Origin of the sequence: Mesorhizobium sp. M1163 (assembly GCF_040318415.1) — a bacterium.
Taxonomy (GTDB): Bacteria; Pseudomonadota; Alphaproteobacteria; order Rhizobiales; family Rhizobiaceae; genus Mesorhizobium.
Map to the genome: position 1 here is coordinate 44,666 of NZ_JAMYMF010000027.1, position 16,077 is coordinate 60,742.

The following is a 16,077-nucleotide window of genomic DNA, read 5'->3' on the forward strand; positions in this document are numbered from 1 at the left end:
CGCGCGGACCGCACTCAGGCAGCCGCCTTTGTGCGCGCTTCCGATTTTTCCAGATAATAGCTCGAATATTTGTCGAAGAATTTTTCCGAGCCGCCGATCGCGCCATACTTGGCGAGTTTCTTCAGCTCGACCTTGTTCAGGACCGCGCCAATGATCTTCTTCGCGATATAGGGTTCCGAGCTGAGCATCGATTGCACCATCGCACGCGGCGTGCGTCCCCACTCGGTGACCAGCACGAAGCCGTCGACAAGCGGAGCGAAGGCCTTGGCGTCGACGACAGGCCCGAGCGGCGGCAGATCGACGATGATGTACTCGAAGGTTTCCTTGGCGTTGTCGATGAAGCGCCGCATGCCGGCCGAAGACAGAAGCTCGCTGGTATGCGAAAACTGGCCACGCAGGACGGCCGGGATGATCGCCAGTTTGGTCTGCCGGTCGATCTTGCCGACCGACTGCCAGGTCTGCCCGCTCACCACCGCTTCCATCAAGCCCTGCTCGGCCTCCATGCCGAGGCTGCGGCTGAGGCCGGGATTGCGCAAGTCGCCGTCGATCAGCAACGTTTTCGATCCGTTGGCGGCAAGCAGCCCGGCAAGATTGGCCGCCACCGTCGACTTGCCTTCGCCCGGAAGCACCGAGACCACGCCGATGACCCGGCTGCCCTGGCCTTCTATCACGACGTCAAAGGCGATCTTTGCGTTGCGCAGCGTCTCGGAGAACATCGATGCCGGTGCATCAACGGTTACCCGCATGCGCGCACGTTTTTCGGCTGCCGACAATGTTTTGGAGGGCTGGGATTTGGAGGACTTGGCGGTCTTGGATTCAACGACTTTGACGTCAGGCTGACCGCCATTGCGCTGGTCATCCTTGCCAGCCTTGCCGATGACCGGGAGATAGCCGAGGAATTTGAGGCCGACACGGTCGCGCACATCCTCGCCGGTCCTGAAGAAGCGTTCCCTGAATTCATTCAGACCACCAACCCCTGCCCCCATCATTATGCCAAGCGCCAGCGAAAGCCCCAGCACGATGGCCGTTCGCGGGGTTGCGGCCGACTGTGGCATCGTCGCGTCCGAGATGACCCGGATCTTGCCGACTGGGAAGGATTGCTGTTGGGCGGCCTCCTCATAGCGGTTCAGGAATGTCTGGTAGAGTGTCGAGAGCGCCGTCGCCTTCTGGTCCAGTTCACGCAACTTGACCTGCGACTGGTTGTCGATGGAGCTCTTGCCTGCCGCCAGGGCGACATTTGCGCGGAGCGCGGTTTCGCGCGCCAGAGCGACCTCGTATTCGTTGCGGTAGCTTTCGGTCAGTTGCTTCAGCTCGCCGAAAATCTGCGCCGATATGTCGGCCTTCTCCTTGGCGAGCGCGACGGCCTGCGGATGTTGCGGGCCGAAATTGGCTTCGACGTCCTGCTGCCGCTTGGCGACTGTGAGATAGCGGTTCTTCAGCGTCGTGATGACGGAGCTGCTCGGCTGGTCGTTCGATATCGCGGCGTCCTTGAACGCATTGTCCGAGCCGCTTTCGACGATCGACTTGTACTGCTGATAGCGGGCGCCGGCACGTGCGGTATCGGCCTGTGCGACGATCAGCTGAGTGTTGAGATCGGACAGTTGCTTGTCGCTGATCAGCTGGCCGTCATTGACGGCCAATCCATGTTCGGCCCTGAACTTTTCGACCGCCAGTGCGGCCGCCTGGGAGCTCTCACGAAGCTCGGTCAGCCGGCCCTGCAGCCAGACAGCCGCCCGCTCGGTCGCGTCGAAGCTGGCATCAAGCTGATCGGCGAGATAGGCGTCGGCATAGGCCTTGGTGATGGCGGTCGCAAGCGCCGGATCCGTCGCCTGAAAGGAGATGCTGATGACAAAGCTTCGGCCGATCCGCTCGGCATCGAGTTGGTTCTGCAGTTTGAAGATTGCGTAGTCGCGGGACGACGACGATGCGGTGATCGCGTCACGCGTCGCGGCATCAAGCTGAGTGACATCGGTTGTGCTCGCGGCGCGCTTGGGGCGGACAGACTGGATGATACCGCGTACAAAGCTTGCGACCTTAGACAGGGCCGATGTCGGAGGGTTCATGAAAGCGTCGTTCTGATCGAGCTTCAGCTTGTCGACGACCACTCCCGCCAGCCTGGCCGACTGTAGAATTTCGATCTGGCTCAGAACGGCGGAGTCGGTCTGCATGCTGACCGACGCCGCCGAAATATCGTCGACGACCTTGTTCAATCCTTCGTCGATCAGCACGCTGCTCGTCGCCACATAGGTAGGAGGCGTGGTCTGCAAATAGAGCACGCCGAGAAAGAGACCGATGATGGCGCAGGCGGCAACCACTTTCGCCTGCCGCGCGGCCATGCCAAGCAGACGCTCGATGTCGATGAAGTCTTCGGCGTTTGCCGCACTCGAAGTCGGCAATGGCGTCCTCTTGTCGACAGGAAAATTGGCATAGTTCATCTTCGGTCCAATTCTAGTTTGCAGGCGCTACCGCCTCGAAGATCGGCACATAGGGTGCAAACCTTGCGCCGGACAGTGCGCGTTACGCGCGGCGCAACGGCCTGTCCTGCGTCATCAGCCGCACCCACAATGCCTCGAAAAAATGGACATTATGCGGCTTCTTCCCGACGTTGATGCGACCGGACGAATTCCTGCAGCATCTCGAAGATCGGACCCTTCATGTCCTCACGCGCCAGCGCGAAAGCGACATTGGCCTGGATGAAGCCCTCCTTCGAACCGCAGTCGAACATGCGGCCGTTGAAAGGCTGGGCGAAGAAGGCCTGCGTCTGTGCGAGACGCACCATTGCGTCGGTCAGTTGGATCTCGTTGCCGGCGCCGCGTTGCTGGCTGCCCAGCAGCGAGAATATCTCGGGCTGCAGGATGTAGCGGCCGTTGATGTAGAAGTTCGACGGCGCGTTGGCCGGTGCCGGCTTTTCGACCATGGCCGTCACCTCGAAGCCGGTGCCGACATCCGCGCCGCGCCCGACAATGCCGTATTTGCTGGTCTCGGTCGGATCGCAACGCTCGACGGCGATAACGTTTGCGCCAGTCTGCGCATAAAGATCGGCGACTTCGGCAAGACACCCTCGCCCGCCAAAGGACACCATATCCGGCAACAGCAACGCGAAAGGTTCGTCGCCGATGACCTCTCGCGCGCACCAGACGGCGTGGCCGAGGCCTTGCGGCGACTGCTGACGGATGAAGCTCGTCGCGCCGGCGACGGGAAGCAGGCTCTCGAGCGATTCGAGCTGCGCCTTCTTGCCGCTCTGCTCCAGGGTTCCGATCAGTTCAGGATGCAGATCGAAATAGTCCTCGATCACCGCCTTGTTGCGGCCGGTGACGAAGACTATGTGCTCGATGCCGGCCTCGAATGCCTCGTCCACCGCATATTGCACCACAGGCTTGTCGACCACCGGCAGCATTTCCTTCGGCATGGATTTGGTCGCCGGCAGGAACCGCGTTCCAAGCCCCGCCACCGGTATGACTGCCTTCCTGACTTTTTTCATTGCATGTTCCTTCTGAGGAGATCGATTTCAACCCTGTCGCAGGCGGCGAAATTTGTCTTCATTCGCCTGCAGCCCTTTACCTCCCCGCCACCACGGCAAACTGTGCCGCTACCCTTCGCAGCCGGACGGCGATCGGCATGCTCATATGCCGAACCGCCGCCGGATCGCTGAGCGCCGTCCATATCGCCTTGAGCGGGGACCGCGCCTTGATGTGCTGAACCAGCGACAGGAATGATGCCGCCCGCCGCAGGCTGCGAGCGCGCCTGGCGAACGCCGCCGCGGCCGCAGCATCCATGGAATGGGTCGCGGCGAAGGTGGCATCGGCCCGGCGCATCGCCTCGACGTGATGAAGTTCGAGCACCCGGGAGATGGAACCGGTGCGAATGTGGTAAATATAGCCGGTGGTCGGCTCGACCACGCATTTGCCGCCTTTGGCCAGAGCACTGGCCAGGAGGATATAGTCTTCGCCAATGATCAGGCTTTCATCGTAACGAAGCCCGTTCTCGTTCAGGAACCGGCGCTGGAAGATCGGCTTGACGTAGCCGAGATTGAACCTCGATTCGAAGAGGACATTGCCGCCGATGAAATCCGCCAGCGAGATTTCACCGAGGCCTTCCAGATAGTCGGCCGGGAACATCGTCTCTTCGGCAACGCCATCTTCGCGAACGACCTGCAGATTATCGACCGCGATCTCGGCGCCCGCTTTCTCCGCGCGTTCGATCATGGTGCAGATTCGCCCGGGATAGACCGCGTCGTCCGAATCGAGAACCGCGACCCACCTGCCGCGGGCAAGCTCAAGGCCGGCGTTCCTGGCGCCGCCGGGGCCACGATTTTGCTCAAGCGCGACAACGCGTACGATGTCTTCGGGGTAGGATCTCGCCAGGTCGAGCGTCCGGTCGCGCGACTTGTCGTCGACGACGATGACCTCGACGCTGACATTGCGCTGGGCGACGGCGCTGGCAATCGCCCGATCGATGGTCGCCTCGGCATTGTAGGCGGCAATCACGAAGCTCACGTCAGGCTGCACGCTTGCCCCCTTGCTGCGGCGAAGACAGGCCGTATTGGCGGATTTCACGAACCCCGACGAGGCCGCTGACGACGCCGACATGCATAATGCCGCGAAGGACGCTGCGGTTCCGTCGGACGGGGTCGATGGCGACCGGAATTGCCGACAGGAAACTATAGCCGGCCTTTGCCGCGGCAATGCCGACCTGCTTGAGCCGGGAAAGGCCGCGCGCGTTGCGCCCCAGGAGGTGACCATGCGTCTGCCCGACGCGGAACCGGCGGCGGCCGAGCCAGTCGAATGCCGCCCTGGCAGGCGGCACCACTTCATCGACCCAAGCCTCTGGCGAAAAGGCGATACTGCCGCCGGCCTTGACCATCTGGTCGAAGAATTCCGTATCTTCGCCGCCGGTCTGGCCACGTGCCAGGCTGAAGCGCCGGCCGCGCAGGCTCTCAGCGCCAATTCTGAGCAGGACGTTGCAGGTGTAGCCGGTGCGGATCTCGCCGCGCACCCAGACCGGCGAGGTCGAGTGGAAATCGCCTTTGCGCATCCAGTCGGGCGCATCCGGCAGGTAACGGGCTTGCACCGGCCCGAGCACGGCCGCAGCACCAGTTGCTTCCACCGCCGCCACCAGTTCGGCAAGCCAGCCAGCGGTGGCCGTCTCGTCGTCGTCGATAAAGGCGACGAAATCCGCCGCACTGGCATCGAGGCAAGCGTTGCGCGCGATCGAAATGTTGCGGGCCGGGGCGTGCCGGTAGGTCACCGGCAGCTTCAACTCCCCCGCTAGCTTGGCGACCAGCGGCTCGGCCGTCGGCGTATCGTCGTTGTCCGCGATGATGACACCGACATCGAATCCCGCGGGCATATCCATGGCTGCTACGGAGCGGAGCGTGTCGACAAGCTCCGGCCGGCGAAATGTGCAGACGCAAATATCGATGCTTCGATTTTTCTTGACCGGGTCCATCACGCTACCCCGCGCTGCGGTCGCGGTGCTAGCAGCTGCAGCCAGAAGCCGACCGACCAGCCGAAATGCATGACCATTGCCGAGACCCCGGCAAGCGCAATGTCGGGTTTGCGCTGACTGACCGCGGTCCAGAAGCCGTAGCCAAGGCAGACCGAGACCCATAGCAAAAGCGGCACGGCCGCCAGCCAGTGGACGAAGGAAAAGGCGGCGAGAAGAACCACGGGAAACACCAGAAGCGGCACCATCTGCCGGATCTTCGGGATCATGCGGTGCTTGAGAACGTTCTTCGCCCGGCCGCGGCCATAGCCGAGATACTGAAAATAGAGGCCCTTCAGCGAGGAGCGCGGGTAGTAGACCATTTGTGTCTTACCGGTCATCCAGATCCGGTAACCGGCCTGACGGAGCCGATAGTCGAGTTCGGCATCCTCATTGTGGCTGAACGTCTCGTCATAGCCGCCGACCGCGGTGAAGGCCGATATCCGGATCAGCGCATGGTGGCCATGATCGACCCATTCCCCCGCCGAAAGGTGCCGATGCTTGGAGCCGCCGGTGCCGAGCCTGGAATTCTGGGCCGCGGCCGCCGCCTTCTGCACCATGCCGCTGCCACTGGTCAGCATCGAGACGACGACCGAATCCGCCCCGGTGGCCTGCGCTTCTTCGACCAGCCGGTCGCAATAGTCGGCGGGATAGCCGCCATGCGCGTCGATGCGAATGAGATAGTCGACGCCCTCCCCGAACCTGGCAATGGCGAGATTGATCGCCGCGCTCTGCAAGCGCTTTTCATTGTGGAGCAGGACCACCCGCTGATCTTTTGCGGCGATATCCGCGACGATCGTCCTGGTGCCGTCCGCACTGCCGCCATCGGCAACGATGATCACGGCGCCCAGCCTCTTGGCCGCAGGGCGGAGCTCTCGAAGCAACGCGCCGATATGGGGCGCTTCGTTCAGGCACGGAACCACGATCATGCAGGATGGGAGCGTTTCGGTTTGCGTCATCGGCCGTCCTTCTATGCCAATGCTTCGGCAGCATATGGACCGGGCGCCGCGGCAAGGCCGCGGAGTTTTTCGACGAGCGCCCGGCAATCGGCGCGGTCGTAGCTCCAGGTGCGCGGATTGCGGGCGAGAACACGTGCCCTCAATGTCTCGAACCGATGCTGCTCCATGGTGCCGAGGGCAGCTTCGAGCGCCTCGGGCGTGGCTTCTGGCAAAAGAACGCCGATGCCTTGCCGATCGAGGAACCGGCCGGTCTCGGTGTTGCCCATCGAGATCGGCACGGCTCCGAAGCGGCAGCCCTCATAGAGACGGTTGGGCAGCAGCCATTCGGAATTCAGGCCCTGCTCAAAAAAGTCGATGGCCCAGGAAAAGTGAACCTCGCGGTAGATCGCCGCCATATCCTCCGGATTGCGATAGGGTCCGCCAAACGAGAGCCAGGGTTCCGATTCAACAAAACCGTGGAAATCGGGAAATTCGGACAACGCCGGGCGGCCTCTGAGGACGATTTCGAAGCGGCCGTCGAGGCGGCGCGAAAATTCGGCCAGAAGCTCCAGGGAGCGGCGGCAGCGCAGCGCCCCGAACCAGCCGATTCGCCAAGGCGGCGCAACAGAATTCTCCTCCGTCATGCGGTCATCCAGGGAAGCCGCGACTGGCTCGAAATACTTGTTTTCGAGCAGTTCGACCGGCGCGGCAATCTGTCCGAACGGCTTGAAATAATTGGCGATGAAGGCCGGAGAACTGGTCACCAGAAGCTTCACATCCCTGGCCAGGAAGCGTTCTGCGCCGCGCATCGCCCAGCCCAGCGGATCGTCGCGAAGCAGCAGACGATGGATGTCGAGGCACTCGTAGACAATCGGCACCGTTGCCTGGAAAGCCGACCTGGCCCGCCGGGCAAGCGCCAGCATTTCCAAATTGCGCGCGATAATGAGGTCGGGCCGTTGCATTGAACCCAGCTTGGAGCCGGTCGAGACCACCGCCTTCATGATCGCCGCCAGACGCTGGGCGAATCGGCCATCACGCGTCGGGCCGAGATCGATCGGCTGCAAGCCCTCGACATCAGCAACCGCGCTTGCCGTTCGACGAAAGCCCGCCAGCGTAACCTGGGCGCCGCCTGCCTTGAGCATTATGATCCGCCGGCGCACTGCCGGGTCGGAGACGTCGTGTACCAAGTACAAGACATGCAGCATGAAAACTCGACCGCTGTTGGCCCGCCCGCGACAATGCTAGTACAGCTCTTGCTGCATCGCAACATTTTTGGTTGCAGCGTAGCAAAGATCCACATTTTTTGTTGCACTGCAAAATCGATGGGTTAATCTCGCTCTGCTTGGGCCGCATGGACCGCGCGTTGGCCCTGCCATTGAGCTGCGCGCCAATAATCACGACGCGAGGACCATCCTTGGCGTGCAGCATTTTCGGCCAACCCGCACCTCGGCATCCGTCGACCGAACCGCGGGACTACTCACGAAATGAGGTCATTCAATGAAGATCGCGGTTGAAAACACCGTCTGCCTGAATACCGGAGACGCAGCGATTCTCCTGGCGATTCGCCATGTTTTCAAGACGGTCGTGCAGGACGATATCCAGTTCTACGTCTTCGACAGCCAGCCGGAGGTGGCGGCGAGGCTCTACACGAAGAAGGAGTATCCAGATCTCGAATTCCACAAGCTGCTGTCGGAATCGCTGTTCCGCTACAAATACGGCAGTGGGCTGAAGAACCTGTTCAAGCCGATCTACAATCGGCTCGTACTCAATGCCCTGCGGCGGTTCGGCATCCGCGGCGTTCTCGGGCGTTTGTTCAGCTCAAGCAATCGCCGTGTTCTCGAGATCTACAAAGACGCCGACCTCGTGGTCACGACAGGCGGAACCTATCTCGTCGAGACCTACAATCTGGAACGGCGCCTCAATCAATTCCGGATCGACGCGATTCTGGGCAAGGACCCGGTCTTCTTCACGCAATCGCTCGGCCCGTTCAACAAAAGTTACAATCGCCAGGAGTTGAGCCCGATCTTCGACCGGAGCCCGCTCATCCTGCTGCGCGATGAACGTTCGAGAGGCCACATTGTGGACATGGTGAAAGACCCCGGCAAATGCCACGTCGTGGCCGACGCCGTCTTTGCGCTGGCCGATACCGACAGGATCGGAAGTTTTCTGGCCTCCGGCCAGTCGGCGACTGTCACCGGCCGCGTCGCCATTTCCGTCCGTCACTGGAACTATGTCAGCGACGGCGAGAGCGGCATGCGCCGCTACATCGACTCGATCCGCGAGATTGCGACCATCCTGGTCAGGGACCACGCCAAGCAGGTGACCTTCGTCTCTACCTGCCAGGGCGTGCCGGAATACGCCCATGACGATTCCAAGACGGCGCGGGCGATCGTTGCCGAACTCGATCCGGAGATCGCCAAGCATGTGAGCGTGGACGCTTCGTTCCACACGCCGGAGCAACTGATGGCCCTGGTGAAAGGCTTCGACTTCGTCGTCGCGACGCGCATGCACATGATGATCATGTCGCTCTGCGTCGGCACGCCGGTGCTGCCGATCGCCTATGAATTCAAGACCAAGGAACTCGCCAAGCGGATCGGCGTCGCCGACCTGCTGCTCGACATCGACACGGTGACGCCCGAGGAAGCGAGCGAGAAGCTCGGCAGACTTACCGCCAATCTCGACCTCTATCGCAGGACGAGCCTTCAGGCAGTGCTTGAGGAGCATGCGTCGGCGATGTCGGCAGGTGAGCTTTTGAGGCCGGTTATTGCCTGCCTAGCGGGCGTTGCGCATGGCGCTGGAAAGCGTGGTGAACAACGCACTGCGCGACTGGCGAAGGGCAAGCATGAGGATCAGGCCGATCGAATAATTGAGGGCAACCGCCAGGACCACCGCGAGCAGGTCTGACTGGCCGGTCAGCGATACGGGCAACTCCCGGTAGACGGACCAGGCAAGCAGCGACGACATGATGAAAAGCCCCTGCATGATCAGGAAGTCGGCTGCGGTCACCGGACCGACCCGATGGACAAGAACGGCAAGCACCGGGACGCGCAGCATATAGCCGCTGATCGCGTAGGCCGCGGCGACACCGACGGCGCCCCAGTGCAGGCCGATGATGAAGGCGGCGACCGTCGTCAGCGACGAGTAGATGCCCCAGTGGAACATGGTCTTGGTCTTGCCCTGGCAGATGAAGATCCATCCGGTGGTGCTTGAGACGGACTGGATCAGGCTGGCGATGCCCAGCCAGGCGAAGATCGGCGCCACCGCTGTCCAGCGCTCGCCGAAGAGAAGCCCGACGACCTGGTCCGACGTCAGCGTCAGCGCCGCGATGCCGGGCATGGTGATGGCCGCCAGCATCCAATTGGTCCGCACATAGATGTTGCGAAACCGCGCCTTGTCCTCATGGATGCGGCTCAGCAGCGGCACCATCACGCGTGTCAGCGGCTGGTTGATGTTCTGCAGCGGAAACAGCAGGAGCTTATAGGCGCGGTCATAGTAGCCGAGTTCGATCGCGCCCGAATATTTTCCGATCAGGATGTTGTCGAGATTGCGCGAGAAGAAGTTGGCCAGATTGAAGCCGGTCAGATTGGCGCCGAAGGACAATATGTCGGTATCGACCTTCAGGTCCGGCCGCGACGGCGTCCAGCGCGCCACCTGCCATGCCGCGGCCAGCGCGACAACAGCCGAAACCGCCGGGCCGATGACCAGCGACCAGTAGCCCAGTCCCGCATAGGCGGCGATTGCGGTAGTCGCAAGTCCGGCAGCGGCGGTTATCACGTCGTTCAGCGCGAGCTGGCCGAAGCGCAAATGACGGTTCATCAGCGCCAGCGGCACCGCGGCGAGGCTGCCAAGAAGCAGCGGCAAGGCAGAGCCGATGGTGATCCCGACCATGCGTTGATCGCCGTAGAAGGCGGCGATGGCAGGCGCCAGGCATGCCACTACCACGGCACTTCCCAGCCCAACCAGCGCACTGATCCAGAATACCTGGTTGAGCTGCTCGGTGCTGATGTCCTTGCGCTGGACCACAGCCTGTTGCAGGCCGAGATTTTGAAGCAGCCCGACAAAGGCCACGATCGGCCCGACGGAAGCCACCAGGCCGAAATCCTCGGGCACGAGCAGACGCGCAAGCACGATGACCGAGAGAAACTGGATCGCCATTTTGAAGCCTTGCGCGCCGATCGTCACCACGCCGCCGCGCAGAGCGACGCGACCGAACTGGGGGGGCGGATTGGCGTTCATGCCGGGCGCCTGGCTTCGGCCAGTTGAGCAACGATCTGCGCAAAACGTTCGTTGAGCAGGTCCGCGTTGAAATCCTGCTCGATCTTGCGGCGCGCCGCACGTGCGATGCGCTCGCATTTGTCCGGGTTCTCGGCCACCCAGACAAGCTTGCGGGCCAACGCCGCAACGTCTCGCTCCGGTGCGAGGAAGCCTGTCTCCTGATCCTCGATCAACTCGGGGATGCCCGAGTGATAGGTGCTGACAACAATCAGCCCGGCGGCCATAGCTTCCATCAGCGCCACCGGAATACCCTCGAGATCGCCGTCCTGTGCAGCAACGCTGGGGAGCAGGAATACGTGGGCGTCGCGCAGGCGCTGCTTGACCTCGGCGTGCGGGCGCGGCCCGAGGAAAGTCACCCTGTCGGCAACGCCGAGATTTGCGGCGAGCTTCTTCAACTCTTCCAGCAATTCGCCGCCGCCAATCACCGTATAGACCCAGTCGCGCCGCGGAAGGCCGGCGAGGGCGCGCAGGGCGAATTCGATGCCCTTCTTTTCGGTCAGCCGGCAGACCGAGATGAAGGACAGCGTGTCCCGGTCCCAGGAACGCCAATGATAGCTGATCTCGCCCGGCCGCACGCCCATATGGTGAACCATGACTTGCGCGGCAGGCGCGCCGACGCCGATCAGGGCGTCGCGGAAAAACGCGTTCACCGGCAGCTGGAGAACGCCCTTTTCGAAAACAACCTTGTAGCGCGTGAGCGTGTCGTCATGCAGCGGTTCGCCGACATCGCGGCCGTGGAATATAGTTACCAAAGGAGCGGAAATCCGGCCTCGTTTCATGGCGCGGGCAACGCGCATGCCGTTATTGCCGAAATGCGCGACGATCACATCGGCGTTCTGCAATTTGCGCGCAAAGGCGATGTCGATAACGGTCGAGAGCTTATCCCAGAACCTGCCCGACCATCTCCTGAGCGTCGGGCGAAAGCGCCCCAGTCCGCCCCACCAGCAGACGACCTTGCCAGGCAGCGCCTGCCAGCGGCGATCGTCGATGTTGCTGTCCTTGCCGAACGACGTCTCGTTGCAGACGACGCCGACTTGCATGCCGCGCTCGAGGCACCCTTCTATCTGGTCGAGGACGAAGGTCTCCGACAAAGAGGGGAACTTATCAACTACGAAGCAAATCTTCATCGAATGGACGATCTTTCGAGGCCGGTCGGCGATCTGCTCGCGCGGATGAGGGCTGAAGCCCGTCGCCGCCGTGCGAGGCGCCCCAAGCGTCTGGTGTTGTGCGTGCCGTTGTCCCAAAGCAGCTCCCACCCCGGTCAGGCGCGAGAGCCGGCTTTTGGGCAACGTGTATGGTTTTGGACGAAATGCATCAGGCGGCATGCTCCAGCGCGCCTTGCCTGGCGTTGTCGAGAACGCCGAGGAAGGTCGCGAACTGAATGTCTGGATTCATTTGCGGCCGCTCCGAAAACAGCTGCGCCGCCGCCGACAGCCTGTCGTACTCGGCCTTGTCGCTCCATAGCCGCCTGACCGCGGCGACCCAGTCGTCGAGCGGTGCGTCATAGTCAAGTACAACGCCGCCGGCGCCGATCGCTTCCGGCAGGCCGCCGCGGCGGGACCCGACGACCGGAATGCCGCTGCAATGGGCCTCGGATGCCACGCGCCCCCAGGCCTCTTCCCATTTGCTGGGCGCCAGCAGGATCTTGGTGCGGCCATAGACCGTCTTCATGTCGCTGGTACGGCTTTCCAGCCTGACGTTGCGCAGCGGCGCGATGGTCCGTTCGATCTGCGCCCGGTGGTCGTCGTCGAGCTTCCAGCTTTCGACGAACAGAAACGGGATTTCGGGGCATTGGCCGGCGATGCGCACGGCGAGTTCGAACCCTTTTTCATTGTAAGGGTTGATCAGCGTGACGAATTCGCCGGTCGTCGGGGTGCTGTAGAGCCCGGGATTGATGGTCGGCGGAATCACGGTCGAGTCGATGCCGAACCTTTCCTTATAGGTGCGCGCGGTGAATTCGGAGTTGGCGATATAAAGCGCCGAATGCAATTCGCGCAGGTCGCCGGCCAGCTCGTGGAATTCGACGTTCCGCAGATAGACCACCAGCGGCACGCCGAGCGCCTGTAGCGCCTTTCCGATCGGCACCGATTTGTGGCACTGCACGACGGCGACATCGGGATCGAGCCGTTCGACCGCGAAGCGCGCCGCCTCCCAGGGAAACCATGCCCGCACGACCGGATAGCCGGGATAGCTGTCGATAACCGCACGCTGGCGAAGCAGCTTCATCTTGGCGCGCGCCTTGAAGCCGAACATGCCATCACCGAACAGCGCCGCCAGGACCGAGGCGTCATGACCGTGCTCGCGCAGCTGCTCGACCAGATGGTGCGTGCTCGACTGAACGCCACCGCTGAACTGCGGCGTGTAGCCGTTGCCGCCTGCAAACAGAACTTTCATGGACCTGGCTCCTTGCTGGACCACCTTATCGTCACGCCGCCATTCTGCCGATGCTGTGATATTCGATGCCGTGGCGAGCGATAACCTTGGGGTCGTAAAGGTTGCGTCCGTCGAAGATGACGGGCGTGGTCAGCGCGTCCTTCAATGCATCGAAGGACGGCGCACTGAAGCTCTTCCACTCGGTCACGATCAAGAGCGCGTCGGCGCCTCGCACCGCGGCCTCCTTGGTGCCGCACAGCTGCAGGTCGTCGCGCAACCCGTAGATTGCCTGGCATTCCTGCATCGCCTCAGGATCGTAGGCCTGCACATTGGCACCGGCGGCCCAGAGCGCCTCCATCAGCGTGCGGGCCGGGGCTTCGCGCATGTCGTCGGTATTGGGCTTGAAGGCCAGGCCCCACAGCGCAAAGGTCTTGCCCTTGAGATTGCCCTTGAAATAGCGGTCCACCTTCTCGAACAGGACCGACTTCTGCTGGTTGTTGCGCTCCTCGACGGCACGCAGCAGCTTGGCGTCGAACTTGATGGCTTCGGCGGTCTTGATCAGAGCGCGCACATCCTTCGGGAAGCACGAGCCGCCATAGCCGAGGCCCGGATAGATGAAGTGGTAGCCGATCCGCGGGTCGCTGCCGATGCCCTTGCGGACCTCCTCGATGTCGGCGCCCAGTTGCTCGGCCAAATTGGCCATTTCGTTCATGAAGCTGATCTTGGTCGCCAGCATGCAATTGGCCGCGTATTTGGTAAACTCGGCACTGCGCACGTCCATCACGATCATCTTTTCGTGGTTGCGGTTGAACGGCGCGTAGAGCTCGCGCATCACCGCCTCGGTGTCCTCGTTGCTGGTGCCGACGATGATGCGGTCGGGCTTCATGCAGTCGCTCACAGCGGACCCTTCCTTGAGGAATTCCGGATTGGAGGCGACGTCGAAAGCCAGATCCTCGCGCCCGCGCGCCCTCAGCGTCTCGGCAATCCTGGCCTTTATCCTTTCGCAGGTGCCGACCGGCACGGTCGACTTGCCGACGACGATCTTGGGCGCGTCCATCTCACGACCGATAGCCTCGGCGACGGCCAGCACATATTTCAGGTCTGCCGAACCATCCTCGCCCGGAGGCGTGCCGACCGCGATCATCTGGATCTGGCCATGCTTGATCGCCGCGGCGGCGTCGGTGGTGAACTTGATGCGGCCGGCGGCATGGTTCTCCTTGACCATGTTTTCGAGCCCAGGCTCGAAGATCGGGACATGGCCCTGGTTGAGCCGCTCGACCTTTTTCGCGTCGATGTCGACGCAAACCACCTGATGGCCGACTTCGGCAAGCACCGCCGCCTGTACAAGACCGACATAGCCGATTCCAAAGACAGTCAAATTCATTCGGTTTCATTCCTGTTCAAGGCTTCGGGCCTGTTCGAGCTTCGGGCTTCGGACCACCTTCGGCCCGGCCGGTTCAGATGCGCTTCTAGTTCGTTTTGCATGACAGCGATTCCGGGAATTGGCAGGGCTGGCCGAGTGCGGTGAATGCAACGCGGTCCACTTGCATGGCGAGCTTGCGGCCCGGATCCGAGAACGGCCCCATCCAGCCCTTCATAGTATCGCTGCCCCACAGGCTGAAATAGATCCTTTGCGAATGGGTGGGCAGCTTCGCCGGATCGGTGATCTCGTGGACAAGCTTGCCGTTGACGTACCAGCGCAGCCGGTCCTTTTCCCAGACGAAGGCGTAGTCGTTGAATGCCTTGTCGGTGCCGCCGGCGACGTCGACCAGCTTCTCGTTCTTGCCCTTGCCGGCTATGTAGGCGTTGACCTGGACCTTGGACGTGTCCTTGGTCAGCACCTCGAAGTCGATTTCATCATGCGGCTGCTTGTCGGCATCGCCGACGAAGCTGAAGAATGCCGCGTTGACGCCGGAGCCCGTGTCGGTCTTCATCCGCGCCTCGTAGGTGCCGTAGCCGAAGCGCTGCTTGGTCTGGATCTCGGCGCAGGCGAATTCGCGATCCTTCAGCTTGCGCTTCTCGAAACCGAGCGTCAGCATGCCGTCGGAAAGGCCGATCAGGCTTTTGGACCAGGTGCAGTTCTGATGCTTGCCGTTCGTCCAGCCGTCGGAAATGTACCAGCGCGCGCGACTGAGGCTGGTGAAATCATCGACAAAGGACGGCGCGGTTGGGAGATCCTGGGCGCGGACGGGCACCAGGCCCGCAACCAGGCTGCCGAGAACGATCAGCAGAAACGCGCCGTCTGAACGGAGCCGCCGCAGCTTGCCTGGGGTCGGGCGCGTGAGCGGGGTGCCGCCGGTTGCCGGGGTGGACGTGCTTTTAGGATCTGCGTTCATATCAAACTCACCTTTGTGCTGTACGCCCCCAAAGCGATCGTTCGAACCGTGATGAAACAAGCTAATCTTGACCTCTTCGCTCCTAGGCTCCTGTAGCGTGCCCAAAACCATTGCGCCGACCCCGGGATGTTCGCTCAACCTGTGCCGGGACCGGCGGGTTTCACAAAATCGGTCCTTATGTCTGGGCCGTTCTGCCGATCCTCCTCGAAGATTTCATCCAGCGAATGACGGAGATCCTTCATCATCTGCTTCTGGCGCGAGAGCGCAGCGATGCGCCGCTCGCAATTCAGGATCGACCTAGTCAGTTCGCCAACTTCGGAAGACCTGCGGGAGGAGACCGCCCCGTTTTCCATGGCCTCGACCAGGAAGGCGGCATTGGTGGCCGTTGTCCTGTAGCGGTTCTCAAGTCCGTTCTTCTCCGCCTCGACCTCGGCCGCGATCTGGTCCAGCAGCTTCGCCAAGCGATCGAGTCGCGCGGTGTCGGTCTGCGTGTCGCGCGCCGGATCTCTCGATCGGAAGCGAAAGATCGAGGCCATGCAGTCAGCGCCCCATCATCGTCGAGACGATGACCGGCCTTGGCGCCCGTCCACGTTCAAAAGACATTTCTCGCATCGTCCAGCTCCTCTGACAGGGGATGTCTCGGGCCAGTTCGGTTGGCCGTCCAAAATTGC

General features: G+C 62.1%; 12 protein-coding genes and 1 pseudogene. 1 reads left to right on the forward strand and 12 read right to left on the reverse strand.

The annotated features are described in order from the left end of the window. Positions 1–14: 14 nt before the first annotated feature. The 6 genes from NKH43_RS23815 to NKH43_RS23840 form a co-directional block, all read right to left on the reverse strand. Entirely contained in the window at positions 15–2,435 is a 2,421-nt protein-coding gene (locus NKH43_RS23815) for a polysaccharide biosynthesis tyrosine autokinase (protein WP_352817043.1), read from the reverse strand. A 149-nt stretch (positions 2,436–2,584) separates the two neighbouring features. Further along, positions 2,585–3,481, reverse strand: a complete 897-nt coding sequence (galU, locus tag NKH43_RS23820; RefSeq protein ID WP_352817040.1) for a UTP--glucose-1-phosphate uridylyltransferase GalU — start codon at positions 3,479–3,481, stop codon at positions 2,585–2,587. Between the two features lie 76 nt (positions 3,482–3,557). Then, positions 3,558–4,508: a glycosyltransferase family 2 protein gene (locus tag NKH43_RS23825; RefSeq protein ID WP_352790637.1), complete on the reverse strand. Its 951-nt coding sequence runs from the start codon at positions 4,506–4,508 to the stop codon at positions 3,558–3,560. Further along, entirely contained in the window at positions 4,498–5,448 is a 951-nt protein-coding gene (locus tag NKH43_RS23830) for a glycosyltransferase family 2 protein (RefSeq protein WP_352860127.1), read from the reverse strand. The genes NKH43_RS23825 and NKH43_RS23830 overlap by 11 nt, the downstream gene beginning before the upstream one ends. Further along, positions 5,448–6,443 (reverse strand): glycosyltransferase family 2 protein, encoded by a 996-nt coding sequence (locus tag NKH43_RS23835; protein WP_352860128.1) that lies wholly within the window; start codon positions 6,441–6,443, stop codon positions 5,448–5,450. Before NKH43_RS23835 ends, NKH43_RS23830 begins: the two co-directional genes overlap by 1 nt. An 11-nt stretch (positions 6,444–6,454) precedes the next feature. Next, entirely contained in the window at positions 6,455–7,627 is a 1,173-nt protein-coding gene (locus tag NKH43_RS23840) for a glycosyltransferase family protein (protein WP_352860129.1), read from the reverse strand. Between the two features lie 292 nt (positions 7,628–7,919). Between NKH43_RS23840 and NKH43_RS23845 the strand changes: the two are divergent. Next, positions 7,920–8,972: pseudogene (locus NKH43_RS23845) on the forward strand (polysaccharide pyruvyl transferase family protein); the annotation flags it as partial. A gap of 222 nt (positions 8,973–9,194) precedes the next feature. Here NKH43_RS23845 and NKH43_RS23850 read toward each other — a convergent pair. From NKH43_RS23850 to NKH43_RS23875, 6 genes are all read right to left on the reverse strand, one after another. Further along, the gene (locus NKH43_RS23850; RefSeq protein ID WP_352790644.1) at positions 9,195–10,658 is read right to left on the reverse strand and encodes a lipopolysaccharide biosynthesis protein; all 1,464 of its coding nucleotides are present in this window, start codon (positions 10,656–10,658) and stop codon (positions 9,195–9,197) included. Further along, entirely contained in the window at positions 10,655–11,941 is a 1,287-nt protein-coding gene (locus tag NKH43_RS23855; RefSeq protein ID WP_352860130.1) for a glycosyltransferase, read from the reverse strand. The genes NKH43_RS23850 and NKH43_RS23855 overlap by 4 nt, the downstream gene beginning before the upstream one ends. A gap of 70 nt (positions 11,942–12,011) precedes the next feature. After that, positions 12,012–13,091, reverse strand: a complete 1,080-nt coding sequence (locus NKH43_RS23860) for a glycosyltransferase (RefSeq protein WP_023717986.1) — start codon at positions 13,089–13,091, stop codon at positions 12,012–12,014. 31 nt (positions 13,092–13,122) lie between these two features. Continuing rightward, a complete protein-coding gene (locus NKH43_RS23865; protein ID WP_023717987.1) occupies positions 13,123–14,454 on the reverse strand; it encodes a UDP-glucose dehydrogenase family protein in 1,332 nt (443 codons plus the stop codon). Positions 14,455–14,539: 85 nt separating this feature from the next. Beyond that, positions 14,540–15,406 carry an endo-1,3-1,4-beta-glycanase ExoK gene (gene exoK, locus NKH43_RS23870; RefSeq protein ID WP_023717988.1) on the reverse strand — a complete coding sequence of 289 codons (867 nt, stop codon included), beginning with the start codon at positions 15,404–15,406 and terminating at the stop codon, positions 14,540–14,542. A 134-nt stretch (positions 15,407–15,540) separates the two neighbouring features. Continuing rightward, complete coding sequence (locus tag NKH43_RS23875) at positions 15,541–15,942, reverse strand: hypothetical protein (RefSeq protein ID WP_023717989.1); 402 nt, start codon at positions 15,940–15,942, stop codon at positions 15,541–15,543. Positions 15,943–16,077 lie beyond the last annotated feature (135 nt).